General features: G+C 70.5%; 25 protein-coding genes. 16 read left to right on the plus strand and 9 right to left on the minus strand.

The window, feature by feature from the left end; all coding sequences use genetic code 11:
* The first annotated feature begins 178 nt into the window (after positions 1-178).
* From ACI2K6_RS08115 to ACI2K6_RS08135, 5 genes are all read left to right on the plus strand, one after another.
* Positions 179-721, plus strand: a complete 543-nt coding sequence (locus tag ACI2K6_RS08115) for an ECF transporter S component (protein WP_274178140.1) — start codon at positions 179-181, stop codon at positions 719-721.
* Positions 722-796: 75 nt separating this feature from the next.
* Complete coding sequence (locus tag ACI2K6_RS08120) at positions 797-2,608, plus strand: ABC transporter ATP-binding protein (RefSeq protein ID WP_404568382.1); 1,812 nt, start codon at positions 797-799, stop codon at positions 2,606-2,608.
* Complete coding sequence (locus tag ACI2K6_RS08125) at positions 2,605-3,423, plus strand: energy-coupling factor transporter transmembrane component T (RefSeq protein WP_282501867.1); 819 nt, start codon at positions 2,605-2,607, stop codon at positions 3,421-3,423. The genes ACI2K6_RS08120 and ACI2K6_RS08125 overlap by 4 nt, the downstream gene beginning before the upstream one ends.
* A gap of 40 nt (positions 3,424-3,463) precedes the next feature.
* Positions 3,464-4,375: a siderophore-interacting protein gene (locus ACI2K6_RS08130; protein ID WP_404568383.1), complete on the plus strand. Its 912-nt coding sequence runs from the start codon at positions 3,464-3,466 to the stop codon at positions 4,373-4,375.
* Positions 4,372-4,941: an ECF transporter S component gene (locus tag ACI2K6_RS08135; RefSeq protein ID WP_269266918.1), complete on the plus strand. Its 570-nt coding sequence runs from the start codon at positions 4,372-4,374 to the stop codon at positions 4,939-4,941. The genes ACI2K6_RS08130 and ACI2K6_RS08135 overlap by 4 nt, the downstream gene beginning before the upstream one ends.
* A 112-nt stretch (positions 4,942-5,053) precedes the next feature.
* Here ACI2K6_RS08135 and ACI2K6_RS08140 read toward each other — a convergent pair whose 3' ends face one another.
* From ACI2K6_RS08140 to ACI2K6_RS08150, 3 genes are read right to left on the minus strand one after another with little or no spacing between them, the layout of a single operon-like run.
* Complete coding sequence (locus ACI2K6_RS08140) at positions 5,054-6,247, minus strand: M15 family metallopeptidase (protein WP_404568384.1); 1,194 nt, start codon at positions 6,245-6,247, stop codon at positions 5,054-5,056.
* A gap of 50 nt (positions 6,248-6,297) precedes the next feature.
* Positions 6,298-6,603: a hypothetical protein gene (locus ACI2K6_RS08145; RefSeq protein ID WP_323987027.1), complete on the minus strand. Its 306-nt coding sequence runs from the start codon at positions 6,601-6,603 to the stop codon at positions 6,298-6,300.
* Positions 6,600-6,881, minus strand: coding sequence for an NUDIX domain-containing protein (locus ACI2K6_RS08150; RefSeq protein ID WP_323987026.1), 282 nt, complete (start codon positions 6,879-6,881; stop codon positions 6,600-6,602). The genes ACI2K6_RS08145 and ACI2K6_RS08150 overlap by 4 nt, the downstream gene beginning before the upstream one ends.
* Positions 6,882-7,188: 307 nt before the next feature.
* Here ACI2K6_RS08150 and ACI2K6_RS08155 point away from each other — a divergent pair, with 307 nt between their 5' ends.
* Entirely contained in the window at positions 7,189-8,253 is a 1,065-nt protein-coding gene (locus tag ACI2K6_RS08155; RefSeq protein WP_323987025.1) for an Rv2578c family radical SAM protein, read from the plus strand.
* 266 nt (positions 8,254-8,519) lie between these two features.
* Here ACI2K6_RS08155 and ACI2K6_RS08160 read toward each other — a convergent pair whose 3' ends face one another.
* From ACI2K6_RS08160 to ACI2K6_RS08175, 4 genes are all read right to left on the minus strand, one after another.
* A complete protein-coding gene (locus ACI2K6_RS08160) occupies positions 8,520-10,760 on the minus strand; it encodes a DEAD/DEAH box helicase (protein ID WP_323987023.1) in 2,241 nt (746 codons plus the stop codon).
* Between the two features lie 414 nt (positions 10,761-11,174).
* Positions 11,175-14,615 (minus strand): efflux RND transporter permease subunit, encoded by a 3,441-nt coding sequence (locus ACI2K6_RS08165; protein WP_323987022.1) that lies wholly within the window; start codon positions 14,613-14,615, stop codon positions 11,175-11,177.
* A gap of 121 nt (positions 14,616-14,736) precedes the next feature.
* A complete protein-coding gene (locus ACI2K6_RS08170) occupies positions 14,737-15,123 on the minus strand; it encodes a CrcB family protein (protein WP_323987021.1) in 387 nt (128 codons plus the stop codon).
* Positions 15,120-15,524 (minus strand): CrcB family protein, encoded by a 405-nt coding sequence (locus ACI2K6_RS08175; protein ID WP_323987020.1) that lies wholly within the window; start codon positions 15,522-15,524, stop codon positions 15,120-15,122. Before ACI2K6_RS08175 ends, ACI2K6_RS08170 begins: the two co-directional genes overlap by 4 nt.
* Before the next feature lie 116 nt (positions 15,525-15,640).
* Between ACI2K6_RS08175 and ACI2K6_RS08180 the strand changes: the two genes are divergently transcribed.
* From ACI2K6_RS08180 to ACI2K6_RS08215, 8 genes are all read left to right on the plus strand, one after another.
* Positions 15,641-17,362: a dihydroxyacetone kinase family protein gene (locus ACI2K6_RS08180; RefSeq protein WP_354451576.1), complete on the plus strand. Its 1,722-nt coding sequence runs from the start codon at positions 15,641-15,643 to the stop codon at positions 17,360-17,362.
* Between the two features lies 1 nt (position 17,363).
* The gene (locus tag ACI2K6_RS08185) at positions 17,364-17,819 is read left to right on the plus strand and encodes a ribose-5-phosphate isomerase (protein WP_404568385.1); all 456 of its coding nucleotides are present in this window, start codon (positions 17,364-17,366) and stop codon (positions 17,817-17,819) included.
* Positions 17,820-17,829: 10 nt separating this feature from the next.
* Positions 17,830-18,570: a triose-phosphate isomerase family protein gene (locus ACI2K6_RS08190; RefSeq protein ID WP_404568386.1), complete on the plus strand. Its 741-nt coding sequence runs from the start codon at positions 17,830-17,832 to the stop codon at positions 18,568-18,570.
* Positions 18,571-18,601: 31 nt separating this feature from the next.
* Positions 18,602-19,324, plus strand: coding sequence for a GntR family transcriptional regulator (locus tag ACI2K6_RS08195; RefSeq protein ID WP_274178127.1), 723 nt, complete (start codon positions 18,602-18,604; stop codon positions 19,322-19,324).
* 92 nt (positions 19,325-19,416) lie between these two features.
* On the plus strand, positions 19,417-20,364 hold the full coding sequence (locus tag ACI2K6_RS08200) for a sugar phosphate isomerase/epimerase (RefSeq protein WP_274178126.1): 948 nt from the start codon (positions 19,417-19,419) through the stop codon (positions 20,362-20,364).
* A gap of 23 nt (positions 20,365-20,387) precedes the next feature.
* Positions 20,388-21,359 carry a 3-hydroxyacyl-CoA dehydrogenase family protein gene (locus ACI2K6_RS08205; RefSeq protein ID WP_274178125.1) on the plus strand — a complete coding sequence of 324 codons (972 nt, stop codon included), beginning with the start codon at positions 20,388-20,390 and terminating at the stop codon, positions 21,357-21,359.
* Between the two features lie 11 nt (positions 21,360-21,370).
* Positions 21,371-22,141: an SDR family NAD(P)-dependent oxidoreductase gene (locus ACI2K6_RS08210; protein ID WP_269266904.1), complete on the plus strand. Its 771-nt coding sequence runs from the start codon at positions 21,371-21,373 to the stop codon at positions 22,139-22,141.
* Between the two features lie 162 nt (positions 22,142-22,303).
* A complete protein-coding gene (locus ACI2K6_RS08215; protein WP_269266903.1) occupies positions 22,304-23,698 on the plus strand; it encodes an MFS transporter in 1,395 nt (464 codons plus the stop codon).
* A 104-nt stretch (positions 23,699-23,802) separates the two neighbouring features.
* On the opposite strand, the gene ACI2K6_RS08220 is transcribed toward ACI2K6_RS08215, so the two are convergent.
* Both ACI2K6_RS08220 and ACI2K6_RS08225 read right to left on the minus strand, forming a co-directional pair.
* The gene (locus ACI2K6_RS08220) at positions 23,803-24,765 is read right to left on the minus strand and encodes a DNA topoisomerase IB (RefSeq protein ID WP_274178123.1); all 963 of its coding nucleotides are present in this window, start codon (positions 24,763-24,765) and stop codon (positions 23,803-23,805) included.
* Position 24,766: 1 nt separating this feature from the next.
* Positions 24,767-25,036: a Rho termination factor N-terminal domain-containing protein gene (locus ACI2K6_RS08225; RefSeq protein WP_274178122.1), complete on the minus strand. Its 270-nt coding sequence runs from the start codon at positions 25,034-25,036 to the stop codon at positions 24,767-24,769.
* 319 nt (positions 25,037-25,355) lie between these two features.
* Between ACI2K6_RS08225 and ACI2K6_RS08230 the strand changes: the two genes are divergently transcribed.
* Entirely contained in the window at positions 25,356-25,520 is a 165-nt protein-coding gene (locus ACI2K6_RS08230; protein ID WP_023953086.1) for a hypothetical protein, read from the plus strand.
* Between the two features lie 173 nt (positions 25,521-25,693).
* Positions 25,694-26,617 (plus strand): DUF4097 family beta strand repeat-containing protein, encoded by a 924-nt coding sequence (locus ACI2K6_RS08235; RefSeq protein ID WP_404568387.1) that lies wholly within the window; start codon positions 25,694-25,696, stop codon positions 26,615-26,617.
* Positions 26,618-26,619: the final 2 nt, after the last annotated feature.

Consider the following 26,619-nt stretch of genomic DNA (forward strand, 5'->3'; position numbering starts at 1 on the left):
GGGGGATGGATGAGCAGTCCGCGCGGCGTCGGCGGCGCGCGGTGAAGTCAACCTAGCTCACAGTTCCGACACAAGGAACCCTCGGCTTTCATTCAGGTCACGGAAGCGCCACCCCGACCGAGGCATTTCTCACGGCCCACGAGGGAACCGCCCTGCGCGCGTCCCATAGGCTGGGCGGGTGGCCCCGGCATCCCGCCTTTCGACGCGCGTTCTGCTCGTCTGCGCTGCCATCGGCGTCGCCACAGGTCTGCTCGGCGGCATCGAGGGATGGCTCGCCGTCCCCGTCATCACGGGTCTGCCGATCGTCTACGGCTTCCTCCTCGGCATCCACGTGCTGCCCGGAATCGTCGCGCAGGAGACCCTGCGGCTGCCCTGGGTCGCGCTCATCACGCACCTGATCGCGGCGCTCGCATCGTCGGCCGTCGCGCCGCCGTACACGTTCCAGTTCCTGGGGACCGCCGTGCTTTTCGGAGGCCTGCAGGAGGGCGTCGCCGCTCTCGTCCGCTATCGCTCGTGGGCGCCCTGGCGGTTCTTCGTCTCGGGTCTCGTGATCGGCGTCGTCGTCGCCCTCGCGGTGTTCTTCGCCGCTCACCTCAGCGCCCTCCCGCTGTGGGCTCAGGTCACCTACCTCGCCCTGGCCGTACTCGGGCCCGTCGCCTGGACGGCCATCGGCCTGTGGATCGGCGTCGGCCTGCGCCGCGCCGGCGTCGCCCGTCGCTGAGCACCCCCGCCGGCCTTTCCGGGCCAAGTTAGGGTCGGCTAAGCTAAGCGCATCCGATCCGATCCGAGGACGCCCGTGACATCCGCCGCATCCGGTGCCGCCACGGCGGGAACGCCGGTCGCCGCGACCGCATCCGCGCCGTTGCTCGCCGTGCGCGATCTCGCGGTGACCTACGAGGGATCGGATGCCGCAGCTACCCGCGGCGCCGCGTTCTCCGTCACCCCCGGTGAGGTCGTGCTGCTCCTCGGGCCGAGCGGTTCGGGCAAGTCGACGGTCGCACTGACGCTCAACGGGCTGATCCCGCAGTCGATCCCGGCGACGACCGAGGGCACGGTGCTCGTGTCGGGCGAGGATGCCGCGGCCACCCCGATCCCCCGGCTCACCACGCGCGTCGGCATGGTCTTCCAGGACCCCGACGCGCAGCTGGTCACCGGCACCCTGCTCGACGAGGTGGCCTTCGGCCCCGAGAACCTGCGGCTGCCCGTCGACGATGTCCTCGCGCGGAGCGAGCGGGCGCTGCGCCGGATGGGGCTCTGGGACCGGCGGCACGAGAACCCCGACCGCCTCTCGGGCGGCGGACGCCAGCGCCTCGCGATCGCGTGCGCGCTCGCGATGGAGTCGCCCCTGCTCGTGCTCGACGAGCCCACCGCGAACCTCGACCCCGAGGGCATCGAAGACGTCTACGCCGCCCTGGGCGAGATCGCCGCCGCGGGCGACCGGGCGATCCTGCTCGTCGAGCACAATCTCGACGCGGCGATCGGCTTCACCGACCGTGTCGTCGTGCTCGACCATGGCGGTCGCACCATCGCCGACGGTCCGATCGACGCGGTGCTGCGCGAACGGGCGGCCGAGCTGCACGCGATCGGCGTGTGGCTGCCGGTGTCGACCATCGCGGCGCTGCGGCTGCGCGAAGCGGGCTATCCGTTCGACCCACTCCCCCTGACGCCGGACGAGCTGCGCGCGGGGCTCGAGGCCGCGGCATCCGGTAGCGAGAATCGGAACATCGCGGCATCGTCGGGGGCAACCTCCGATTCGGTCCGAGTTTCGCGCGATTCTCCGGCGCAGGCGCAGGCGCACGCGCCGACGCCGGCGGTCTCGGTGCGCGATCTGACGCTGCGTCGAGGTCGGACGACAGTGCTCCACGACGTGGACCTCGAGGTCGCGACCGGCGAGTTCGTCGCGATCGTCGGCGCGAACGGCGCGGGCAAGACGAGCCTCATCCAGGCGATCGCCGGCGTCGTCCGCGGTCCGCGCGGGCGCATCGACGTGGGCGGGCTCGACCCGAGTCGGGCGGACCCTCGTGCGGTCGCCGAGCGCGTCGGGTTCGTCTTCCAGAACCCCGAGCACCAGTTCGTCGCACCCACGGTCTTCGACGAGCTCGCCCATGGCCTGCGCCGCCAGCGGACGCCCGAGGACGAGGTGCGTGAGCGCGTCGACGGGATGCTGCGCCGCTTCAGCCTCGAGGCGCACGCCGACCGGCATCCGTTCCTGCTCTCCGGCGGTCAGAAGCGCCGACTGTCGGTCGGCACGGCCCTCATCGCCGGCGCACCCGTGCTCGCCCTCGACGAGCCGACGTTCGGCCAGGACCGCGCCCGCGCCGACGAGCTGCTGCACGTGCTGCGCGACCTCAACCGCGACGGCACGACGATCCTCGTCGTCACCCACGACATGCAGCTGGTGAGCGAGTACGCCCAGCGCTGCGTCGTCGTCGGAGATGGCCGCATCGTCGCCGACGGAGCGACCGCCGACATCCTCGGCGACGACGAGCTGCTGCGCTCCGCCGCCCTGCGGATGCCGCCGCTGCGCCGCGCCCTGCACGGGCTCGACGGGTACCCCGAGCTGTCGGGCATCGCCCGCCTCCGCGATCTGCCGGGGAGCGATCGATGAGCGCGACGGCGAGCATCGCGCTCGATCCCTACGCGGCCGCGCCGCCCTCCCGTCGGCTGCTGTTCCGGCTCAACCCGCTGGCGAAGCTCGCGGCCCCCGTCCCCGCGATGGTCGCTCTCATCTTCACGCGCGATCTCGTCACGCCGCTCGCTCTGCTCGCACTCGCGTACGGCGTGCTCATCGTCGGAGCGCGTTGGACGCTGCGTACCGTTCTCCTGCTCGCGGTCGCCGTGCCCATCGGCATCCTGATGGTGGGGGCCGGGATGTCGCTGTGGGTCGATGCGGCGCGGGTGGCCGACACCCCGGTGCTGCTTCAGCTCGGCGCCTGGAGTCTGCACGCAGGGGCGCTGGAGACCGGGATGGCGACCGGGTTGCGGCTCGGCGCGATCGCCGCACTGGCGTTCATCGCGGGGCTCACCACAACGGGGCCGGACCTCGTGCGGGCGACCGTCCAGCAGCTGCGCGTCCCCTACCGCGTCGGCTACACGGCGCTCGCCGCGTTCCGGTTCGTGCCGCGGTTCGGCTACGAGCTCGACCTCATCCGACAAGCGCATCGGGTGCGCGGTGCGCACGGCGGGCGGGGACCGTTCTCGGCGATCGCACGGTGGGGCGGTTACGTCGTTCCGCTGCTGGCCGGCGCCATCCGCCATGCCGAGCGGGTCGCGCTCGCGATGGACGCGCGCGCCTTCGGGGCCCATCGCGACCGCACCGAGCGGCACCTGGTGCCGTTCCGGCGGCGCGATGTCGCCTTCGTCGCGCTCTTCTGGCTCGCCTCCGCCGCGATCCTCATCCCCCTCTTCCCCTGGACCCCCTGATGCCGACCGCACCCCGGCGAGCCTGGAAAGGATGCTGCGCATGACCCGCAACATCGTGAAGCCCATGACGCCCGGTCTGGTGCGTCTGGAGGTGCTGCGTGCAGAGCGCCTCGCCCCGCACTGGATGCGGGTCACCTTGGGGCGCGGCGACATCGACCGGTTCGTACCGCTGGGCTACGACCAGTGGTTCCGCCTTTTCCTGCCGCTCGGCGGCGATGAGGCCCTCGACCGCATCCCGGCCAAGGCCAACAAGCTGTTCGGCTACCTGAAGTACCTCCGCATCCCCGAGGGCGAACGGCCGGTCATGCGCAACTACTCGGTGCGGGCGTATCGGTCGTCGGGGCCGGCGGGCGGTGCGGAGATCGACGTCGACTTCGTGCTGCACGGCTCGGGGCCGACCGCCGGACCCGCCTCCCGCTGGGCGTCGCAGGCCCACGAGGGAGAGAGCGTCGTCATCATCGACGAGGGGCTGCGATTCAACCCCGAGCGAGGCATCGATCATGTGCTCCTCGTCGCCGACGAGACGGGGGCACCGGCCGTCGCCTCCATCTGCGCTTCGCTGCCGGCAACGGCATCCGGAACCGCGTTCATCGAGGCCCCGTCGAGCGACGACGTGCTCGAGATCGATGCACCCCCGGGGGTCGAGGTCCGCTGGCTCGTCCGGGCGCCCGACGCGAAGCCGGGGTCAGCCGCCCTCGCAGCGCTGAGCGGATTGGCGCCCGGCGCGTTGCCCGCGCAGCCCCTCCACGCGTTCATCGTCGGCGAGCAGTCGCTGCCGACCACCGCCCGGCGGATGCTCGTCGCCGACCACGGCATCCCGAAGGAACAGATCAGCTTCGTCGGGTACTGGCGCGAGGGCGCGAGCTCGCCGACCCCGAAGCCCCAGGCGGCATCCGAGCACGCGCCGGATGATGAACGCCGAGCCACGACGGAGCGGGAGACGCGAGCATGACCGCGGCACCCCGGTCGCGCGCCGCGCGTGTCTCGACGGCATACCTGTTGACGTGCGCCGCGATCGGCGTCGCGGCGAGCGCGTTGCTCGCGCCCGCGTGGGTCGCGTCGACGACCCTGTTCCTCACGGTGCCGTTCGCAACGGTGGCGATCGCCGGGCTGTGGGTTCTGCCCGCCGTCATCGCCCTCAGGCTGCTGCAACGCCCGGGAGCGGGGCTGCTCGTGGGGCTGATCTCAGGACTCGTGCTTGCCCCGTTCTTCACGATCGGATCGGTCGCGACGATGCTCTACTGGTCGTTCTTCCCCGAACTGCCGTTCCTCGCGACGCTCTACCGGCGCTGGAACACATGGCTGCACTATGCAGGCGCCGCGATCATCGGCGCGACGTATCCCGTGTTCGCAGCGCAGTCGTTCGATCTGTGGAGCATGACCGCGCCCGTGCTGATCGGATTCGTCGCCCTCTGCATCGTCAGCTGCGTCGGAGCGACGTGGCTCGGCATCCTGATCGGCGATCGCCTGCGTGCCGCGGGCGTCGCGACCCTGGCCCGCCGCCGCACCCCCGCCTGACCCCTCTCCCCCTTCCCTCCCCCGTCGACTCGCCGAGAAATGCGGATGCGCCCGGTGCGGGATCCGCAGAACCTGGCGAGTCGACGGGCCGGGCGCCGGGGGCAGGGCGGTGTCAGTCGACGTAGGTCGGGGCCGGCGGCATCCCGAAGAAGTCTTCGAGGGTGCGGTAGCCGCCCTCGGCGTAGAGCGCCGCCAGTTCGGGGCCGATATATCGCAGGTGCCAGGGCTCGTAGTCGTACCCGGTCGTCTCGGTGAAGCCATCGGGGTACCGGATGATGAACCCGAAGCGATGCGCGTTGGCGGCGACCCAGTCCGACTGCGCCGTGCCGCCGAACTGTTCGATCGCCCCGCACCCACCGTCGCATGCGACCACATCGACGGCGAGACCGGTCTGATGCTCGCTGTGCCCGGGGCGGGCGCTCGTGAGGTCGGCGTTGCCCTGGCCGAGCTGACCGACGTAGTTGCGGTACGTCGACACTTGGAAGTCGTACGACCGGAACCCGCTGTTCACTCCGATTGTGCCCGCGCCCTCAGCCTGCGCGGCGGCCGCGAGCTGCGAGAGGGCCGCCGCGACGTCCGCACGCATGTGCCCCCCGCTGGTTCGCTCGACGCCCTCGGCGCGCGCTTGCGGCTCGGGCCAGTAGTCGATCGGATCGAGCGCGTTCAGCTTGTTCACGACGACCCACGTGCGGCCGGCCGTGTGCAGATCGATGCACGGGGCCGCACCGCCCGCGATCGCGGCCCGGAAAGGCTCGGCTCCCCCGGCCGCGGCGATGACGTCGGCGTCAGAGCCCGACGCGAGCGCCTGCTGGAATCCGGGATCACCGCAGATGTCGCCCGCGGCCGCGGCATCCGTCGTCGCATCGTCGGCCGGCTGGGCGGCGGCAGCATCGCCGGACTGCGCGGGCGCAGGAATGGACGATGCGTTGGGCGCGCCCGCCGCGGCGTCACCGACGAGCGCGGCGACGGGGTCGACGGGAGCCTCATCCGGTCCGCTGAGTGCCGACGTGAAGCCGGCGGTACCGGCGACGACGAGGCCGACGAGCGCGAGTGCAGCCGTGGCCGCAACGGCGCGGCGGCGGACGTAGACGGCTGCCGGCAGACGCACGGATGCCGACAGGGCGGCGGCATCCGGTGATCGGCCCTCCGCCGACGAAGCCGAGGCGACCTCGCCACCAGCACCGCTCGCCGCGGAACCGGAAGCGCCGGCCCGCTCACGCAGCTCGCGCCGCGAGGGGAGAGGGCGCGCCTCCGCCGATCGCTCGCGTCGCGAGCGACGCGTCTCGGGCTCGGTCGGGTGCACCACGACCCCATTCTGCCCTGCGGGTCCGGTTGAGTTCCCGTTCGCAGCGCGGTTCACCCGCGACCCGGGCTGGTCCCCTCGCCGAACACGGCATCGGGTCCGGCGGGCGATGCCCCCGGGCTCACGCTGCCCGCGCGCCCTTCCGCAGCCGCCGGAGCGAGCAACTCTCGCGCGATCACCTTCACGGAGGGGAACGTGTCGAGCTCGTCGATCTCGATGCTCGAGAACCAGCCCGCGTCGTGGACCTCTCCGGCCGCGGGCGACAGGGCGCCGCGCTCCGAAGTGTGCAGCACGAAGGCCATGTCCATATGGATGTGCGCGGGTTCGCCGGGGCGCTCGGGGATGAGCTGATAGCTCATGCTGATCGGGAGGTCGAGCTGAGCTTCGGTGCGACCGTCCGCGGCGAGGTCGACGCCCGCGTGCGGCGCAGCACGGCTGCCACGCCGGTCTCCTCGAACACTTCTCTCACGACCGCCGCCTGGGGCGTCTCGTCCTCGTCGACATGACCGCCCGGCGGAAGCCACTTCGCGAGCTTCTTGTGATGGATGAGGAGGATTCGGTCCTCTGCGGGATTGAGCACGTAGCCGCTGACGGTGAACTGTTTGGCGTACGACGCGGTTCGATCGATGATCGTCATCGTGCGGCACCGTTCACACCGGCACCGACAGCGCGGCGGATTTCATCCATTCGGACGAGCCGGGGGCGCACCCTCGTCGTCGGGGGGCGGGTGCGATCCGGCTCGCAGAAACCGACCACGTCGGCTACCCCGGCGTATCTCACCCTCTCCCCAGCTGACGTCAGAGTCACAGCGCACTCCCCCATCCGCTCGCAGCGTCCTCGATCCCCGGTGAAACGATCTGCCTGTCACCACACCGGCACCCGAGCATACGAGGGTTCGCGCTTTCATGTTTGACAACACTTCGAATTTCTGTTCGAATCTTCTCATGCGATGGCAGGGGCAGCAGATGGGCGTGGCGGATGCCGCTGCGCTGCCCGGCCTCGAGACACTCAACGGCCTCGTGCGCTCGGTGACGACGCCCGAGTTCGCAGGAGTTACCTTCCACGAGGTCATGTCGCGCTCGGCGCTCAACCGGGTCCCGGGCCCCTCGGCGATACCCTTCGACTGGACGGTCAATCCCTACCGGGGATGCACGCATGCCTGCGTCTACTGCTTCGCCCGCGGCACGCACGAGTACCTCGACATGGACGCGGGAGCCGACTTCGACTCGCAGATCGTCGTCAAGCTGAACGTCGCCGACGTACTGCGCCGCGAGCTCTCGAAACCGACCTGGGCGCGCGAGCAGGTCGCTCTCGGTACGAACACCGACCCCTACCAGCGTGCGGAGGGCCGCTACCGGTTGATGCCCGGCATCATCACGGCGCTGGTCGACAGCGGCACGCCGTTCTCGGTGCTGACGAAAGGCACCCTGCTGCGCCGTGACCTACCGCTGCTGGCCGAGGCGGCACGTTCGGTGCCCATCGACCTCGCGATGTCGATCGCGGTACTCGACGAGCCGCTGCGGCAGCTGCTCGAACCCGGCGCGCCGACATTCGCCGCTCGCCTCGACACGGTGCGAGCGGCAAGCGCCGCGGGGTTCCGGGTGACGGTGTTCCTGATGCCGATCGTGCCGCACCTCACCGATTCGACCGAGGTGCTCGACGATGCCCTGAGCCGGATCGCGGATGCCGGCGCCGCCCGCGTCGTCTACGGCGCGATGCACCTGCGACCGGGCGTCAAACCCTGGTTCCAGCAGTGGCTCGCGCGCGAACGCCCCGACCTCGTGCCGGTGTACCGCGGCCTGTACCCCGGGGCCTCGGTGCAGGCACCGCAGGGCTACCGGCGCATGCTCGCGACGCGCGTTCGACCTCTGCTCGCGCGGCATCGCCTTCGGGGAGGGCTCGAAGAGGAAGAGGCGCAGCCCGCCACGCGACGATTCCGCCCCGGACCGGTGGTCACGACTTCGCGCGGCCGCGCCGCTGCAGCGGCATCCGTTCCCACGCTCTTCTGACACAAGCAGCACAGTGGCCCGAGTTTCGCGGCCCGGGGCGCTGCGAACCGGAGCCGGGAGTGCGAGCCGGGACACTCTCGCGCGCTGCCGGGGTATGGTCCCGAGATCAGGCTCAACGCGCGGCCGGCTCCCACCGCTCAGCCTCTCAGGGCCCTCAGCCCGCGCACGGCACGGCGAACCGCGAGCGCCCCGCCAACGGAAGCGCCCCGCCGAACGCCACGACCGTCGGGTCGCAGCGTGCGGCGGGGCGTCAGAGCGGCGTCGGCTCAGGCGTCGACGTTCGCGAGCTGTCGGCCCGAGACCTCCTCGAGGATGTCGTCGCCGGGGCGGACATCGTCGAAGGGGGCGTCGATCTCGGCACGCTCGAGCATCTCGGTCATGCGACGGCGACGCTGACGCGTGATGAGAGTGACGACCGCACCCGAGCGACCGGCGCGGCCGGTGCGCCCTGCGCGGTGCAGGTAGGTCTTGTACTCGTCGGGAGCGTCGGCCTGGATGACCAGGTCGATGTCATCGACGTGGATGCCGCGGGCTGCGACATCCGTCGCGACCAGCACCCGCACCTTGCCGTCGGTCAGGCGCTGCAGGTTGCGCGTGCGCTTGCCCTGGTTGAGGTCGCCGTGGAGCGCGACCGCCGCGATCCCGGCATCCTCGAACTGCTCGGCGAGCATCTCGGTGTAGGCACGGGTACGCGCGAAGACGAGCGTCTTGCCGTCGCGGTCGACGAGGGAGTTCAGGATCTCGGCCTTGTCGCGGTGGTCGAGGACGAGCACACGGTGATCGATCGTCGAGGTGTCCTGGCTCTCGCCCGCGACCTCGTAGACGGCCGGCTCGACGAGGAACTCGTCGACCAGAGCGGCGACCTCGCGGTCGAGCGTCGCCGAGAACAGCAGCTTCTGCGCGCCGTCCTGCACGAGGCGGAGGATGCGCTGCATGGGCTCGAGGAACCCGAGCTCGCTCATGTGGTCGGCCTCGTCGAGCACGACGATGCCCACCTCGGAGAGGTCGAGCTTGCCCTGGTTCTGCAGGTCTTCGATGCGGCCGGGGGTGCCGATGATGATGTCGACGCCCTTCTTGAGCGCACCGACCTGACGCGCCTGCGGCACTCCGCCGTAGATCTGCGTCGTGAAGAGCCCGACGCTGCGCGCGATCGCCTGGACGGTGCGGTCGATCTGCAGCGCGAGCTCGCGCGTCGGAGCGAGGATCAGCGCCTTGGGTGAACGCCCGAACTCGCGACGCTTGCCGGCCTGGCTGCGCAGGATCGACTCGACGAGCGGAGCGCCGAACGCGATGGTCTTGCCCGAGCCGGTGCGGCCGCGGGCGAGGACGTCCTTGCCCTCGAGGATCGGCGGAATGGTGGCCGCCTGGATCGGGAACGGGGATGCCGCACCCAGGGCGTCGAGCTGACGAACGATGTTGTCACCGAGGCCGAGGTCGGCGAACGACGACTGGGCGACGGATGCCGCATCCACGGCCTCCGCCTGCAGGCGCTCGTGGACGGTGTCGACGTGGTCCTGGTGGGCCTTCGACTTCGTCTCGGCGTTCCAGTCCGAACGGTTCGGACGGTCGCCGAAGTCACGGCGCGGGCGGTCATCGAACGAACGCGCCGGGCGGTCGTCGCGACGCGGACGGTCCGAGAAGTCGCGACGCGGACGGTCATCGCGGTTCGGGCGGTCGGCGAAGTCACGGCGCGGGCGGTCATCGAACGAACGCGCCGGACGGTCGTCACGACGCGGACGGTCCGAGAAGTCACGACGCGGACGGTCATCGCGGTTCGGGCGGTCGCCGAAGTCACGACGGGGACGGTCATCGAACGAACGCGCCGGACGGTCGTCACGACGCGGACGGTCCGAGAAGTCACGACGCGGACGGTCGTCACGGTTCGGGCGGTCGCCGAAGTCACGACGGGGACGGTCATCGAACGAACGAGCGGGGCGGTCGTCGCGGCGGGGCCGGTCGCCGAAGTCACGACGCGGCCGGTCATCGAACGAACGCGCCGGACGGTCATCACGACGCGGACGGTCGTCACGGTTCGGGCGGTCGCCGAAGTCACGACGGGGACGGTCATCACGGTTCGGGCGGTCGCCGAAGTCACGACGGGGACGGTCGTTACGGAAGGAGGGACGCGCATCACCGAAGGTGCGGCGATCGTCGCGGGGCTGCGCTTCGTAGGGGCGGCGGCCGCCGGCATCCGATCGGCGGTCGTTCCCGTAGCCGCGCTGCTCGCGCTGACCGCGGTCGTCGCGTCCGCCGCGGTCGTCGCGGGCCTGCGAGCGGATGCCGCGCGCTTCGTCACGACCCGCACGGTCCTGCGAGGACCAGCGGTTCTTGCGACCGGTGTCTTCGCTCTCGGCACGGTAGCCGCGGTGACCGGGGCTCTTGCTGCCGGGGGTTCCGGCCGAGGACTGGCCGGGGCGACGCTTAGCGTCCTGGTACGACGTCTTCTTGCCGTAGCGGGGCTCGAAGTTCTGCGCGCGGCCGCCGGCCGGCTTCTTGTTCTTGGGCATGGGTGTGTCCTTCTGGGTTCTCTGCACGAGAACAGCGCCCGCGCGCACGCGGGCAAACCCGGACATCCGTCGGCCGGGGGCCATTCACATGATGGTCATGCGCGCCGATCGGCGCTCACCATCGGCCCCATGGACTCACAAAACCTGTCGCGATCACGCGCTGCCCAGAGCCGACCCGCCCACGATACGGCATCCGCCTGAGAAATCGCCCGCCGCGGCGCCGGGGCCCGGGTGCAAGGGCCGGGTGCGAGGGCCGGGCTCGAGGGCCGGGGCGGGGGCAACGCGTGCTGCGATGCAAGGGTTCCGACACCCCGGCGCCTCGCTCCCGGCCACGGCGCGCCGCGGGCAATCCCTTGCATCGCGGCAAGCCGGCAGCCCGCCGCGAGCCCGCCGCGAGCCCGGCGCGAGCCGCAATCAGGCCAGGCGGCGGCGACGGGGTCCGCGAGAAGGCCCGGGAATGCGCTGAGCCTGTCGACGGGACGACCCGGCCTCCGGTTCACCGGAATCCACCGGCCGTCCAGCACCAGCATGGGCGTCGCCGACCTCGTGGTCATCAGGCGCGACCGGGATGACCAGGTGCGTGGGGGCATCGGGTGAACCGTCCACCGGCACGACGAGGTGGGTCGGCTCGGCTGTGGCCGCCTCCGCGAGGCGCCGCTCGCGCCGGGTCATCGGCGCCGCAGACACCCCGTCTCCCGCGGAACCGGCTGTCAAACCAGCATCCGCACCGGCACCCGCGCCGGCACCGGCACCCGCGCCGGCACCGACGTCACCGCGCCGCCGCGCCGCGCGGCGCTCGCGCGCACCCTCGACGAGGTTGTAGAGGGTCGGCAGCACGAGCAGGGTCAGCAGGGTCGACGAGATGAGCCCGCCGATGACGACGATCGCCAGCGGCTGCGAGATGAACCCGCCGTGGCCGGTGATCCCGAGCCCCATGGGCGTCAGCGCGAAGATGGTCGCGAGCGCGGTCATCAGGATCGGTCGCAGACGACGCGATCCGCCGGCGATCGTCGCGTCGTGGGCCGACAGCCCCTTCTCGCGGTACTGGTTGACCAGGTCGATGAGCACGATCGCGTTAGTCACGACGATGCCGATGAGCATCAGCACGCCGATGAGCGACGCGACGCCGAGCGGCACGCCCGTCGCGATCTGCAGCAGAATCGCTCCTGTCGCGGCGAACGGCACCGAGATGAGCAGCAGCAGCGGCTGCCGCAGCGACTTGAAGGTCGCGACCATCACGATGTAGACGATGAGGATGGCGGCGAGCGCGGCGAGTCCGAGCTGCGCGAAGGCGTCCTGCTGCTGCGTGAGAACACCGCCGATCTCGGCGTCCGCGCCCTGCGGCAGCTCGACCGTGTCGAGGGCGTCGGCGACCGTCGCGGATGCCGCGTTGAGGTCGTCACCCGAGGGCGTCACGGTGACCGTCGCGGTGCGCTGACCGCGCTGCGTCGTGATGGAGGTCGGGCCCTCGCTCTGCTCGACGGTGGCGACGTCCTGCAGCGGGATGGGGCCGCCGGCCGTGGGGATCGTCAGCTGCCGCAGCTCGTCGATCGACGCGGGCGCCTGCGACGCCGCGAGGTAGACGGTGAGCGAGGTGTCGTCGATCTCGACGGTTCCGATCGACTGCGGCTGCATCGTTCCCGAGACGATGCCGCCCACCGCGACCTCCGACAGGCCGCGGGATGCCGCCGCGTCGCGGTCGACGGTCACGGCGATGTACGGCAGCGAGGCCGAGAGGTTCGACGTGACCTGGCTGACGCCGTCGGCATCCTGCAGCGACGCCACGACGGCGTCGGTCGCTTCGCGCAACGCGGTCTGGTCGGGCGCGGTGACATCGATCTCGATGTCGCTCGAGCCGAATCCGCCGCCACCGGCGGCGATCTGGATGTCGCCGACGCCCTCGAGGTCGGCGACGGCGCGCTGCACGCGATCGCGCACGTCGAGCTGATCGGCCGAGCTGTCGGTCGTGATCGAGTAGGTCACCCCGCCGCCCCCGCCCGAGAAGGCGTCGCGCAGCTGCGATCCGGACGAGCCGATCGAAACCTGCACGGCGTCGATTCCCTCGAGGCCGGTGACCGCGTCCTCGACGCGCTGGGCGGCGGCATCCTCCGCCTCGAGGGATGCCGCAGGCCCGAGCGTCTGCGTCATGGTGAAGGTGTTCTGACCGGAGTCGCCGAGGAAGTTCGTCTTCATCAGCGGCACGGCCGCGAGGGTGCCGCCGAGCACGAGCACCGCCAGCACCAGCGTGACGGCGGAGTGGCGGAGGGTCCAGCGCAGGACCGGCAGGTAGGCCTTCTGCAGTCGCGACGGCGGCGCCTCGGGGTCTTCGGGGTCGATGCGCCGGCCGTCGGGCGTCACGACGGGCTTACCCGGCCGCAGGAACCAGTACGCGAGCACCGGGACGATCGTGAGCGAGACGAACAGCGAGGCCGACATCGCGATGGTGACCGTCAGGGCGAAGGGACGGAACAGCTCGCCGGTCAGGTCTCCGACGAAGGCGATAGGCAGGAACACGGCAACGGTCGTGATCGTCGACGCCGTGATGGCGGCGGCCACCTCGCGAACGGCCAGGGTGATGGCCGCGAGCTTGTCGGCTCCCTCGACGTAGTGCCGCTTGATGTTCTCGATGACGACGATCGAGTCGTCGACGACTCGGCCGATCGCGATCGTGAGGGCACCGAGGGTCAGGATGTTGAGCGAGTAGCCGAACGCCTGGATACCGACGAAGGTGATGAGCACGCTCGTGGGGATCGAGATCGCGGTGACGATGGTCGAGCGGACCGAGAGCAGGAACACGAGGATCACGAGCACCGCGAACACGAGGCCGAGCAGGCCCTCCTGGGCGAGGGCCTCGATCGACTGCTCGATGAACGGCGCCTGGTCGAAGACGACCGTGAACTGAGCCTCGCCGCCGAGGTCGTCTTCGAGCGCGGGCAGGGCGTCGAGCACGCCGCGCGAGACGTCGACGGTGTTGGCGGCGGGCAGCTTCGTGACCGCGATGGTCAGGGCCGGCTCGCCGTCGACACGCGAGATGGAGGTGACCGGTGACGGTTCCTGCGCGACGGTGGCGACGTCGCCGATCGTGGTCGTGCCGCCGGTGAGCTGAGCGGCATCCGTCGGCACGAGCGGCAACGCCGACAACTCGTCGACCGAGGCGATCTTCGCGCCGGTCTGCACGGTCAGCGACTGGTCGCCCTCGGTGATCTCGCCGCCGGGGAACAGGACGCCGTTCTGATCGAGCGCGTCGCGGATGGCCTGCTGCGTGTACCCGGCCTCGGCGAGCGCGGTCTGGTCGGGGGTGATCGTGATGCGCTCGACGCGGCCTCCGACGACCTGGGCGGCGTTGACGCCGTCGACGTCTTCGAGGTCGGGGATGACCGTGCCCTCGAGCCGGGCCTGCACCGATTCGGCGTCGTCGTAGCCGGTCACGGCCAGCTGGATCACAGGGAGGTCGTCGAGCGAGAAGCTCAGCACGTTCGGGCTGACGCCGTCGGGGAGCTGGCTGTCGATGCGGTTGATGGCCTGCAGGATCTTCTGCTCCGCGGTCGCCAGATCGGTGCCGTAGGTGAACGACGCCTGGATGATCGAGGCGTTCGTCGAGCTCGTCGCCGTCGTCGACTCGAGCCCGGGCACGCCCTGGATCGCGGTCTCGATCGGGGTCGAGACGTCGGTGTTGACGACCTCGGGCGAGGCACCGGGGTAGGTCGTGACCACCGAGAGCTGAGGCAGCTCGATCGAGGGAATGAGCTCCTGCTTGAGGTTCGTGAGCGCGAGGCCGCCGAACACCGCGGCGACGATCGTGATGAGCGCGATGAGAGCGCGGTTCTTCAGGCTCAGGACGGCGAGTTTCGACACAGGTTCCCTCGGGCGCACCGGACCGGCGCAGGTAGGTGTGATGCAGGCGAACGGGATGCGCTCGTCGATACATGGATGTATCGACTTCAGTATCCCACGCGGGCGCCGCGCGAGCGTGGGCTCAGCCTGGGAGCAATCCCCCGATGACGATGCCGATCGCCGCAGCGATGACGGCCATGGCGAAGGTGCCGACGAGATTGACGATCGCCCAGTCGCGCCGGCCGCGCCGCATCAGCTGGACCGTGTCGACCGACACCGTGCTGAACGTCGTGTATCCGCCCAGCAAGCCGATGCCGAGGACGGCCAGCCAGTCGGGCGCGACGAGCGCGCCGAGTCCGGTCAGGAGCCCCAGCAGCCCGGAACCGGTGACGTTGATCACCAGGATGCCGACGGGGAAGGCATCGCGGCGCCCCCGCGTGAGGAGGACATCGAGGACGTACCGGATGCCGGCGCCTGCCCCGCCCGCCACCACCAGGGCCACGAGCATCCCGGCACTCACCCCGTTCATGCGGCATCCCCGTCGCGGCGGATGCCGAGGGCGAGCCCGAGCGCCGCGGCGACGGCACCGCCGGCGAGGCTGATGGCGATGAGCGCGAGCCCGACGATGGGCGCGGCGGTGGCGACCTGGATCGATTGCACAGCGAAGGCGCTGTACGTCGTGAAGCCGCCGAGCACGCCGGTGCCGACGAACGCGCGGAGCCGGGGCCGGCTGACCGCCCAGCGACCGACGACGATGCCGAGCAGGAAGGACCCGAGCAGATTGCATCCGAGCGTGAGCGCGGGCACCGCGAGGGGGTGGGTCCATCCGGTGAACGGAAGAGTGAGCGCGGCTCGCACGGCGACGCCGGCCGCACCGCCGATCACGACGAGGACCAGCGTGAGCGGCGAGATGCGCGCCCGCTCGACCACGTCGCCACCGTAGACCCCGGGATGGGTCGGCGGATGCCGCCACTCCGGGTCGCACCGCGACTCGTTTCCTATAGGATCGACGAAAGGTTCGCTCCCCCATCGCAGAGGAGAACGCAATGACGCGTCTGTTCAACGACCCCGACGAGTTCGTCGAGGACTCCGTCGCCGGTTTCGTCGCGGCATCCGGCCGGTGGGTCCGCCCCGTCACGGGGGGTGTTGTCCGCTCGACCCGCGGCGCGGAGCCCACGGTCGCTGTCGTCGTGGGGGGCGGCAGCGGCCACTACCCCGCCTTCGCCGGGCTCGTCGGTCCCGGGCTCGCGCACGGCGCGGTGATGGGCAACCTGTTCGCGTCGCCGTCGGCCCATCAGGTGCGATCTGTGGCGAAGGCCGCGCACGAGGGTCGCGGAGTGCTCCTCAGCTACGGCAACTACGCCGGCGACGTCCTGCACTTCACCCAGGCTCAGGACCGTCTCCGCGAGGCGGGCATCGACTGCCGTACCGTGACGGTGACCGACGACATCTCCAGCGCTCCCCCGCACGAGCGTGAGAAGCGCCGCGGCATCGCCGGCGACCTCGTCGTCTTCAAGATCGCCGGCGCGGCCGCGGAGCAGGGCCACGACCTCGACGACGTCGAGCGACTGGCACGGCTCGCCAACGACCGCACCCGCTCTCTCGGTGTCGCCTTCGGCGGCTGCACCCTTCCGGGCGCGACCGAACCGCTCTTCACCGTGCCGCAGGGACGCATGGCGGTAGGCCTCGGCATCCACGGCGAACCCGGCATCGACGAGGTCGACATCCCCACTGCGGCCGAGCTCGCGCAGCTGCTCGTCGAACGGCTGCTCGCTGAGCGGCCCGACGACGCCGCCCCGACCGGTCGCGTGGTGCCGATCCTGAACGGACTCGGCTCGGTGAAGTACGAGGAGCTCTACGTCGTTTACGGCGCCGTCGACCGGTTGCTGACCGAAGCGGGAGTCGAGGTCGTTTCGCCCGAAGTCGGCGAGTTCTGCACGAGCTTCGACATGGCCGGCGTCTCGCTCACCCTCCTCTGGCTCGACGACGAGCTCGACCGGCTGTGGCACGCGTCGTGCGATACCCCCGCATTCCGTCGAGGCTCGGTCGACGGCCGCGTCGCGGTGACGACCGTCGCCGACGACGACGATGAGACCGAGGCGATCGGGCCGGCCGGGGAAGAGTCGCGTCGCGCAGCCACCGTCGTCGCCCACGCGCTCGACGCCGTCGCGGCGATGCTCGATGACCAGGCCGACGAGCTCGGACGCATCGACCGCATCGCGGGCGACGGCGACCACGGCATCGGCATGCAGCGCGGCAGTCGCGCGGCCGCGGCCGCCGCCTCACGTGCCGTCACCGCCGGCGCGGGCGCGCGAACGGCACTGCAGCACGCAGGCGAGGCGTGGGCTGACAAGGGCGGCGGCACGTCGGGCGCGATCTGGGGCGAGATGCTCGTCGACCTCGGCGCCGCCCTCGGCGATGACGACGCGGTCGACGCCTCGGCCCTGTCCGCGGGCGTGGGACGCATGAAGGATGCCGTGATGTCGTTCGGCAAGGCCACGGTCGGCGACAAGACGATGATCGACGCGATCGTTCCCTTCGCCGACACGCTCCGCGACCGACTCGCTCAGGGCGATGCACTGCTCGACGCGTGGGCGACGGCCGCCGACGCCGCACAGGCCGCCGCCGAGGCGACCGCCCAGCTCACCGCCCGACTCGGCCGCGCCCGTACGCACGGCGACCGCAGTCTCGGCACCCCCGATCCCGGCGCGGTCTCGTTCGCGCTGGTCACCCGCACGGTTCTCGATGTCCTGAAGGAGGACGCCTGACATGGCACTGCGACTGATCGTCGGCTCGGATGACGCCGGCTACGAGTACAAGGAACGCATCAAGGCCGACCTGGAGGCGAACCCCCTCGTCGCCGAGGTCATCGACGTCGGTGTCGACGCCGACAGCCACACCAACTATCCGGCAGTCGCGACCGCCGCCGCGGAGCGTGTGCGCGACGGCGAGGCCGATCGCGCGATCCTCATCTGCGGCACGGGGCTCGGCGTCGCGATCGCGGCGAACAAGGTCACCGGCATCCGCGCCGTCACGGCGCACGACTCGTACTCGGTCGAGCGCTCGATCCTGTCGAACGACGCCCAGGTGCTCTGCATGGGCCAGCGCGTCGTGGGGATCGAGCTGGCGCGGCGCCTCGCGGCGGAATGGCTCACCTACACCTTCGACACCTCGAGCGCCTCGGCCGAAAAGGTGCGCGAGATCTGCGCATACGAAAAGGGGTGAGGTCTGCCCGATGATCATCGGCGCGAGCCTCAAGACCTATTTCTCGCACGCCCGCACGCTGACCTGGGTCTCGGAGGTCGCGGCGATCCTCGACGAGCACCCTGCACGCGATCGCGTCACCGCTTTCGTCGCGCCGCAGTTCCCCTCGATCCCCGGCGCTCTCGAACGCGCAGGGCGCCTGGCGGTCGGGGCGCAGGACCTCGCCGTTCATGACACCGGCGCTTACACCGGCGAGGTCTCGGGAGCCGTCTTGGCTGAGCTCGGATGCCGCTACGCCGAGGTCGGGCATGCCGAGCGTCGTCGCCTGTTCGGCGAGACCGAGAGCGTGGTGTCCGCGAAGACTCATGCGGCGCTGCGGAACGGTCTCACCCCGGTCGTCTGCGTCGGCGAGGAGGACGAGGCGGGGATCGACGCGGCGATCGCGACCTGCGCGCAGCTGGTGCGCAGCGCCCTCCGGGATGCCGACGGCGCAGGCGCCGCCGGCGCAGTGGTGATCGCCTACGAGCCGCTCTGGGCGATCGGGGCGCCGGCGCCCGCGACATCCGAACACATCCGGTCGGTCTGCTCGGGACTGAGATCGCGAATAGACGCCGCCGACCGCGAGGTCTCGATCATCTACGGCGGCAGTGCGGGGCCCGGTCTGCTCTCGACCATCTCCGACGCCGTCGACGGCCTGTTCCTCGGCCGGTTCGCGCACGACCCGCGCGCAGTTCGTGACATCCTCGATGAGGTGGAGGCCCTCTCGGGGTGAGGCGCGCTCCGTGCGAACCGGAAGAGGGACGATGACCGCATCACGGGATGGCAACCTGCGGGGACTCGATGCGACGATCGAGCGGCGGGGCCTGCGCGACCACGTCTACGAGCGCATCCTCCAGCTGCTCCTCTCCGGCGAGGCGGTTCCCGGCCGCCGCCTGTCGATCGACACAATCGCGCGTCAGCTGGACGTGTCGCAGACCCCGGTGCGCGAAGCGCTCGTGCAGCTCGAGCGCACGGGTCTCGTCACGCGCGAGGCGCTGCGCGGCTACCGAGTCGCCCCGCCCCTCGGACTCGATCAGCTGCGCGAGCTCTTCGACGCCCGCATCATGCTCGAGACGCATGCCACGCGCCTCGCGACGCCCGCCTCGCCCCAGATGATCGGCGAGTTGCGCGCCGCGGAGGAGGAGCACCGCAGCATCGGCAAGCGTGTCATCGAGGCCCTGAACGCCGGCGCGGCCGACCTCGAGCTGACTGCGGCCTACTTCGTCGCGGACGCCGCGTTCCATCGGGTCGTGTTCGACCACTGCGGCAACCGGTATCTCACCGAGATGTCCGAGACCCTCGGAGCCCAGCTGCACCGGATGCGGCAGTCGGTCCGACACGGTGTGACCGACGTGCGCGAGGCGATCGCCGAGCACGAGGCTCTCGTCGACGCGTTCGCAACGGGCGACCCCGACGCTCCCGAACGGTCGATGCTCCATCACCTCGAGCAGGTGCGCCAGCGATCGCTCGGGCTCGAGCAGGCCTGAGCTCCTCGCCGCGAACTCCCTCTTGCAGCGTTCTCTATTTCCTATAGGATCTACGGGAGTCCTCGTCGGACACGCTCGCCAATGGAGTCGTCATGAACGCAACGTCGCACCCGTCCGCCCCTACGCCCGGCCCGATCGCGGTCTGCATGCACGGCTTCTCCCCCGTCGCCGCGGACGGGACCCGTCTGCACGACGCCGACGCCGAGACCTGGGACGGCGTGTTCTCGCAGGTCGAGCGGCTCGGCTTCACGGCGATCGAGATCGCGGACAGCCACATCCGCCCGTCCGAGCTGACAGCCTCTCGCCGGGCCGAACTGAAGTCCATCGCGACGAGCCACGGGGTCGAGCTCGTCTCGGTCCACGTGCAGCGCCAGAGCGTCATCCAGCCCGGTCGGGGTGAAGAGAACCTCGCGTACGCGCACCGCGCGATCGACGCGGCGGCCGAACTCGGCATGCGCGTCTTCTCGACCGGCCTCCACCAGCCCTTCAACGAGGCGCAGCGCGCCGCCCTGTGGTTCTGGACCGCGCCGGGCCCGGTCGACCCCGATGACGCCGACACCCGCGCACTCGCGGTCCGACGCCTGCGCGAACTCGGCGAGCACGCGGCATCCGTCGGCCTGCCGATGTCGCTGGAGATGTATGAGGACACCTACCTCGGCACCGCCGACAGCGCGGTGCGCCTCATCGAGGAGATCGGGCTCGACAACGTGGGCCTCAACCCCGACATCGGCAACCTCGTGCGCCTGCACCGCCCCATCGAGGACTGGCGCGAGATGCACGAGAAGACCCTCCCCTACGCGAACTACTGGCACATGAAGAACTACGCACGCGACGAGTCCGCCGACGGCAGCTGGCAGACCTCGACGCCGACGAGCATGGAGCTCGGCCTCATCAACTACCGGGCGATGGTCGCCCGCGCGCTCGAGCTCGGGTTCCGCGGCCCGTTCCTCATGGAGCAGTACGGCGGCGACAGCCTCGGGGTGTGCGCCCGCAACCGCGACTACCTGACCTCCCTGCTTCCGGCGACCGCCGGAGCCTGACCGACACCGACGAGGAGAACGTCATGACCGAGAACGAACGCCCCGTGTACGCGGTGGTGGGCAGCGGCTACATGGGCGGCGGCATCGCGCAGTCGCTCGCCCTGTCGGGCGCCGACGTGCGCATCGCCGACGTCGACATCGAGGTCGCCCGCGGCAACCGCGACCGCCTCATCGCCGAGGCCGCGCAGTTCGCCGCCGACGGCCTGTTCCCCGCCGACGCCAGCGCCGTCATCGCCGAGCGCATCACGGCGATGACGATCGAGGATGCCGTCGCCGGCGCCTCCTTCATCGAGGAGGCCGTGCCCGAGAAGATCGAGATCAAGCACGCGACCCTCCGCCGCATCTCGGCTGCGGCCGCGCCCGACGCGATCATCGGCAGCAACACCTCGACGATCCTCATCGGCCGCCTGGCCGAAGCCGTGACCGAGCCCGGCCGGTTCCTCGGCGTGCACTTCTCGAACCCCGCCCCCTTCATCCCCGGCGTCGAGCTGATCCCGCACGCCGGCACCGACGAGTCGGTCCTCCCCGTCGTCGAGGCCATCGTCGCCGCGACGGGCAAGGAGACCGCACGCGTGAAGGATGCGACCGGGTTCGTGCTCAACCGCCTGCAGTACGCGCTCTTCCACGAGGCGACGCAGCTGGTCGAGGAGGGCGTGGCCACGCCGGAGGACATCGACACCATCGTGCGCACGACCTTCGGCTTCCGCCTGCCCTTCTTCGGGCCGTTCGCGATCGCCGACATGGCCGGACTCGACGTGTACGCCTTCTGCTACGCGTCGCTGCAGACGGAGTTCCCCGAGCGGTTCGCGACACCGCCCATCCTCGACCAGCTCGTCTCGGCCGGCAAGCTCGGCACGAAGTCCGGCGCCGGGTTCCTCGACGTCCCCGCCGAGCGCACGCCCGAGCTCATCGCCTACCGCAACAAGGCGTACGTCGCGATGAAGAAGCTCATCGACGAGCTCGGCCCCGCCCCCATCCACCCCGCACAGGACTGAGAGAACACGCCATGGCATCCGTCTTCCCCGCTGAGCGCACCGTCATCCTGACCGGCGCCGCGAGCCCCCGGGGCATCGGCCGCACGACCGCCTTCCACCTGGCCGAGCGCGGCTGGCACATCGGCATCGTCGACGTCGACGCCGCGGCCGCCGAGCGCACCGCCGCCGAGGTCGCCGAGGCCCATGGCGTGCGGGCCGTCGGCGTCGGCGCGAACGTGGCCGACCGCGAGCAGGCCGTCGCCGCGATCGACGCGCTCGAGGCGTCGCTGCCGCAGATCGTCGCCCTCGTGAACTTCGCCGGCGTCTCGTCCCCGATCCCCTACCTCGAGGTCACCCCCGAGGAATGGCACCGCGTCGAATCGATCAACCTCGACGGCGTGCACTGGGTCACGCAGCGCGTCGCCCGGACGCTCGTCGCGAACGGCGTGGGCCGCCTTGTGGGCATCTCCTCGGTGTCGGCGCAGCGAGGCGGCGGCACCTTCTCGAAGACGCCCTACTCGGCGGCGAAGGCGGGCGTGATCGGTCTGATGCGCTCCGTCGCGCGCGAGCTCGGTCCGCTCGGCATCACGGCGAACGTCATCTCCCCCGGCCCGATCGACACCGACATCATGGGCGGAACGCTGACGGAGGAGCGGAAGACGGCGATGGCCGCCGACGGCGTTCTGCCGCGCATCGGCACCCCGACCGACATCGCCGCCGCCGTGGCCTACCTGATCAGCGAGGACGCCGGATTTGTGACGGGCCAGACCCTGAACGTCGACGGTGGCCTCTACATGCACTGAGGCTCCCGTGAACCGCAACTGGACGCGCGGGCGCCTCGGGTTCCTGGCCATCGGGGTGATCTGCGTGGTCGTCGGCCTCGTCCTGATCATTCCCTCACTCGGCGGCTGAGCCGCTACCTCGTCACCCCGTAACACCTCACACGAACTCGAAGGAGAGTCACTGTGTCCTCATCGGACTACGGTCCCGCGACGCGGGCCAACGTCACGGTCGCGAATGAGCTGCTGAGCAGCCCGCACCTGGCGAGCGGCATCAAGAAGGCCACCTACCGGCTCATGCCGATGCTGATCATCCTGTACTTCGTCGCGTTCCTCGACCGCACGAACGTCGGGTTCGCCGAGTCCGCCCTCGAGGTCGACCGAGGCATCTCGGCGGGTGCCTACGCCCTCGGAGCCGGCATCTTCTTCATCGGATACGCCCTCTTCGAGATCCCCTCGAACCTGCTGCTCGACAAGTTCGGCGCGCGCTTCTGGCTCGCCCGGATCGCCGTCACCTGGGGCATCGTCGCCTCGCTGTTCGCCTTCGTCAACGGCGAGACGATGTTCATCGTGCTGCGCTTCCTCCTGGGCGTGACGGAGGCCGGCCTGTTCCCCGGCGTGATCATGTTCCTCGCGCAGTGGTTCCCCAACAAGCGCCGCGTGCAGATGTTCGCGCTGTTCTACCTCGCGCAGCCGTTCTCGCAGATGCTCGGCGCCCCGCTGTCGGGCGGCCTGATCAGCATCGGCGACCAGGTCACCCCCTGGGCCGGCTGGCAGGTGATGTTCTTCGTCGAGGGCATGATGGCGGTCGTCGCCGGTATCGCGGCTCTGTTCTTCCTCGTCGATTCGCCGCAGAAGGCGAAGTTCCTCGACGACGACGAGAAGGCCGCACTGAAGGCGGTGATGGAGCACGAAGACACGGTGAAGGAATCCGATGGGCCCCGCGGCATCGGCGCGGCGCTCATCAGCTGGAAGGTCTGGTACTTCACGGTCATCTACTTCTGCCTGCAGATCGCCGTCTACGGCACCACGTTCTACCTGCCGCAGCAGGTGTCGAACCTCATCGGAGAGTCGGTCGGCTGGCAGGTGGGCCTCGTGTCCGCCATCCCGTGGGCGGTCGGCCTGTTCGCCTGCTACTACGTCGGCAAGCACGCCGACACGGTTCGCCGGCGTCGCGTCTGGGGTGCGCTGTTCTTCCTCGTGACGGGCTCGGCCATCCTGGTCTCGGCGTGGGCCGGGGCCAACGGACAGGGCCTGCTCGGCATCATCGCGATCACCGTCGCGGTCGCGGCGTTCCTCTCGACGGGCCCTATCACGTGGTCGTTCCCGACCTCGTTCCTCACCGGCGCGGCCGCCGCGGCCGGTATCGGTCTCATCAACTCCCTCGGCAACCTGGGCGGATTCGTCGCCCCGATCATGCGCACGGGGATCAACGAGGCCGTCCCGACCGAGAGCGGCGCGTGGGGCGTGGTGTCGCTGGGCCTGTTCGCGTTCCTCGCCGCCGTCATGATGTGGGCGACCCGGTTCTTCAGCTCGAAGGCCGACGCCCTCCTCACCTCGGGCGAGAGCAAGCGCCGCTGACGCATCGCCCGCTCTCGAACGGCCCGGTGTCGCCTCGCGCGGCCCGGGCCGTTTCGGCGCTGCGGTTGGATGTTGCGGTTCGGCGTGCTCGCGCGAGCCGCGCGTCAGCCGAGGACGAGCGAACGGATGGCCGTCTCGGGTGAGACCGTCGTGTCGAGCAGCATCCCCGAGCGATATCGTTCGAACACGCGCGGGTCGATGTACGAGCTGCGCGCGACCGCGGGGGTGTTCCCCAGCGCCGTCGCGGCGGCGCGCACGGCTTCGACCTCGGCCTGATGCACGGCCCGGGCCGTCTCAGCGACGCCGATTCGTGCGAGGGCGTCCGCCGCGATGACGGTGCCGCGAAGAGTGCGGAAGTCCTTGGCGGTGAACGGGCCGCCCGTCAGCGCACGCACGTATGCGTTGACGTCGTTCGGGGTGAGTGGAACCCGCCGGCGCTGCCGCTGCCACGCGAGCAGCGGCGACGAGGGGCGCCCCTCGATCAGGAGCATGATGGCCGTGGCGAGGTCCGGGTCGGGGATCTCGAGCGCCTGGCGCTGTCCGCTCTTGCCCGAGAATGCCAGGCTCACGACGGTGTCGGCCACGGAGGCGTCGCGACGTCTCAGCGTCGTCAGCCCGCGGCTGCCGTGCTGCAGCAGGTAGCGCTGCGAACCGATGCGCAGCGCCGACCGGTCGAGCAGCCGGAATGCCGCGGCGAGGACGCGCTCGCGATCGAGGTCGGCGCGTCGCAACGACGCGGTCGCACGCGAGCGGGCACGTGGCAGGGATCCGGCGAGCTGCAGCGCCCGGGCGTACTTGCCCTTGTCACGACTGCGCGTCCAGTCCGGGTGGTAGATGTACTGTCGACGACCCGCATCGTCGGTTCCGACGACCTGGATGTGCCCCTGCGGATCCGCGCAGATCCAGACGTCCTTCCAGGCGGGCGGGATGACGATGCTGCGGATGCGGGCGAGGTCGCGCCGCCCGACCGCCCCGCCGTCGGCATCCGTGTACCGGAAGCCCTTGCCTGAGCGGATGCGCCGGATGCCGGCATCGACATCGGGCCGGACCCGGACGAGTCGGGCCACCTCAGTGGTTGCGCAGCATCAAGATGATCTGCGCCTTCTTCTTGCCGGAGTACCCGGAGATGCCGAGTTCCTTGGCGCGCTTCTTCAGCTCGTCGACGGTCCAGTCCTCGTAGTCGCCGGACTGTCCGCCCCGGCTGCCGACCTTCTTACGGCCGTCACGGGCGGCGGCGTTCGAGATGCGGGCAGCCTTCTCTTTCGAGGCGCCGTCCTCGCGCAGCTCCTCGTAGAGCTCGGGGTCTTTGAGACTGTTCGATCCGCGTCCCTGTGGCATGGCGGTCTCCCCTCTTCGTCAGGCTGACGCTACGACCGTCGCGAGGGTCGCCGCAGGTGCTTGACAGGCGTTCGCGAGAGGCCCTAACCCCACCCCACCCCACCCGCCGTTCGACCGCGACCCGACACAAAGGGCGCCTTCCTCGCCGCCGAGACGACCATGTGCGTCGGGTCGGCGCCTGGTGGAATACCACCACGGCGAATCCGTCGTCAAGGCCTCGGCACTCACGCTCGGCATTCTCTAACGTTGCGGTCAGCCCTTCACGGGGTCGGAACGTCTCGCAGTGGGACGGACATTGGGAGACAGACAAGGAGCCCCCATGAACATCTTCCTCATCATCATCATCGTCGTTGCGATCGTGCTCGCGATCGTCAGTGGCCTGAACAGCGCACTGAGCTGGCTGCTCTGGGTCGCCCTGATCGTCGGTGTGATCGCGCTCATCGCGTTCCTCTTCCGAGTGATCAGCGGCAACAAGCGCGTCTGACCGCCGCGCTGCGCGAACGCCTCCGCCTTCGGGTGGGGGCGTTCTGCATTTCCCGGAGCAGCGAACGAACGGCCCGTCGACTCTAGACGAGTCGCGATATATCGTGTTACCGTCAGCAGACGCGATATATCGCGATCATGCGCGACGACCGTCGCCAGAGGAGAGGGAACGCCATGACACTGCAGAAATGGATCGTCCACCCGGATGACACCCGGGTGATCGACATCGACGACATTCGGAAGCTCAAGGTGAGCATGGTCGGGGGCCAGATCGACATCGTCGCCCACGACGAGCCCGGCGTCCGCATCGAGGTGCACGCCGTCACCGGCAAGGACCTGCGCATCGAGGCGACCGGCGACGTCGTGGAGATCGACCACCCGCAGTTGCGCTGGGACAACTTCACGCAGGTGTTCCGCAACTTCGGCTCCTCCGGCCCGAAGGCCGAGATCAGCGTCGCCGTCCCCCGCGGCACGGACCTCACGCTCGGCGTCGTCAGCGCGAGCGCGCTCGTGTCGGGCCTCACGGCCGATGCGCGGGTCAACACCGTCTCGGGCGACATCATCATCGACGGGATCACGGGTGATGTGAACGCGAACGCGGTCTCGGGCGACGTGCAGGCGCGCGAGCTGACCGGTGCGCTCACCGCGAAGTCCGTGTCGGGCGACGTGTCGGCTATCGGCGCCCTGCGCGCGGCCGACATCGACACGGTCTCGGGTGCCATGCTCGTCGACTCGTCCGGTCCGATCCAGTCGATCACGCTCCACACCGTGGGTGGCGACGCCACGGTTCGCCTCGAGGAGAGCCTGCCCGCGAACTACCAGGTGCGCAGCGTCAGCGGACGCGTGCTCATCGACGGCGTCGTGCGCTCCGGGCAGGGCGCCGGCCCGCTCACGAGCTTCACCGGTTCGACCGGTGAGCTCAGCGGCTCCTTCGTCGATGTCCGCACCAACTCGGTCTCGGGCGACCTCACCGTCCTGCGGCGCTCCGCCCCCGCGGCCACCGACGTCGCCGGCACCAGCGCGCCCGAGGTCGCAAGCGAGGCAGCACCCGAAGCCGCCCCGGTCGAGGACGCCGCGGACCGTCGCGAGGATCACTGACC

This window comes from Microbacterium sp. NPDC006705 (assembly GCF_044903545.1).
GTDB lineage: Bacteria > Actinomycetota > Actinomycetes > Actinomycetales > Microbacteriaceae > Microbacterium > Microbacterium plantarum.

Excerpts from the sequence above, each read along its gene's own strand:
- ACI2K6_RS08125 (WP_282501867.1), top strand. The coding sequence starts at position 2,605 with ATGAGCGCGACGGCGAGCATCGCGCTCGATCCCTACGCGGCCGCGCCG.
- ACI2K6_RS08235 (WP_404568387.1), top strand. The coding sequence starts at position 25,694 with ATGACACTGCAGAAATGGATCGTCCACCCGGATGACACCCGGGTGATC.
- ACI2K6_RS08205 (WP_274178125.1), top strand. The coding sequence starts at position 20,388 with ATGACCGAGAACGAACGCCCCGTGTACGCGGTGGTGGGCAGCGGCTAC.
- ACI2K6_RS08170 (WP_323987021.1), bottom strand. The coding sequence starts at position 15,123 with ATGAACGGGGTGAGTGCCGGGATGCTCGTGGCCCTGGTGGTGGCGGGC.
- ACI2K6_RS08230 (WP_023953086.1), top strand. The coding sequence starts at position 25,356 with ATGAACATCTTCCTCATCATCATCATCGTCGTTGCGATCGTGCTCGCG.
- ACI2K6_RS08185 (WP_404568385.1), top strand. The coding sequence starts at position 17,364 with ATGGCACTGCGACTGATCGTCGGCTCGGATGACGCCGGCTACGAGTAC.
- ACI2K6_RS08155 (WP_323987025.1), top strand. The coding sequence starts at position 7,189 with ATGCGATGGCAGGGGCAGCAGATGGGCGTGGCGGATGCCGCTGCGCTG.
- ACI2K6_RS08195 (WP_274178127.1), top strand. The coding sequence starts at position 18,602 with ATGACCGCATCACGGGATGGCAACCTGCGGGGACTCGATGCGACGATC.
- ACI2K6_RS08225 (WP_274178122.1), bottom strand. The coding sequence starts at position 25,036 with ATGCCACAGGGACGCGGATCGAACAGTCTCAAAGACCCCGAGCTCTAC.
- ACI2K6_RS08190 (WP_404568386.1), top strand. The coding sequence starts at position 17,830 with ATGATCATCGGCGCGAGCCTCAAGACCTATTTCTCGCACGCCCGCACG.
- ACI2K6_RS08130 (WP_404568383.1), top strand. The coding sequence starts at position 3,464 with ATGACCCGCAACATCGTGAAGCCCATGACGCCCGGTCTGGTGCGTCTG.
- ACI2K6_RS08160 (WP_323987023.1), bottom strand. The coding sequence starts at position 10,760 with ATGCCCAAGAACAAGAAGCCGGCCGGCGGCCGCGCGCAGAACTTCGAG.
- ACI2K6_RS08135 (WP_269266918.1), top strand. The coding sequence starts at position 4,372 with ATGACCGCGGCACCCCGGTCGCGCGCCGCGCGTGTCTCGACGGCATAC.
- ACI2K6_RS08150 (WP_323987026.1), bottom strand. The coding sequence starts at position 6,881 with ATGACGATCATCGATCGAACCGCGTCGTACGCCAAACAGTTCACCGTC.
- ACI2K6_RS08200 (WP_274178126.1), top strand. The coding sequence starts at position 19,417 with ATGAACGCAACGTCGCACCCGTCCGCCCCTACGCCCGGCCCGATCGCG.
- ACI2K6_RS08180 (WP_354451576.1), top strand. The coding sequence starts at position 15,641 with ATGACGCGTCTGTTCAACGACCCCGACGAGTTCGTCGAGGACTCCGTC.
- ACI2K6_RS08145 (WP_323987027.1), bottom strand. The coding sequence starts at position 6,603 with ATGAGCTATCAGCTCATCCCCGAGCGCCCCGGCGAACCCGCGCACATC.
- ACI2K6_RS08210 (WP_269266904.1), top strand. The coding sequence starts at position 21,371 with ATGGCATCCGTCTTCCCCGCTGAGCGCACCGTCATCCTGACCGGCGCC.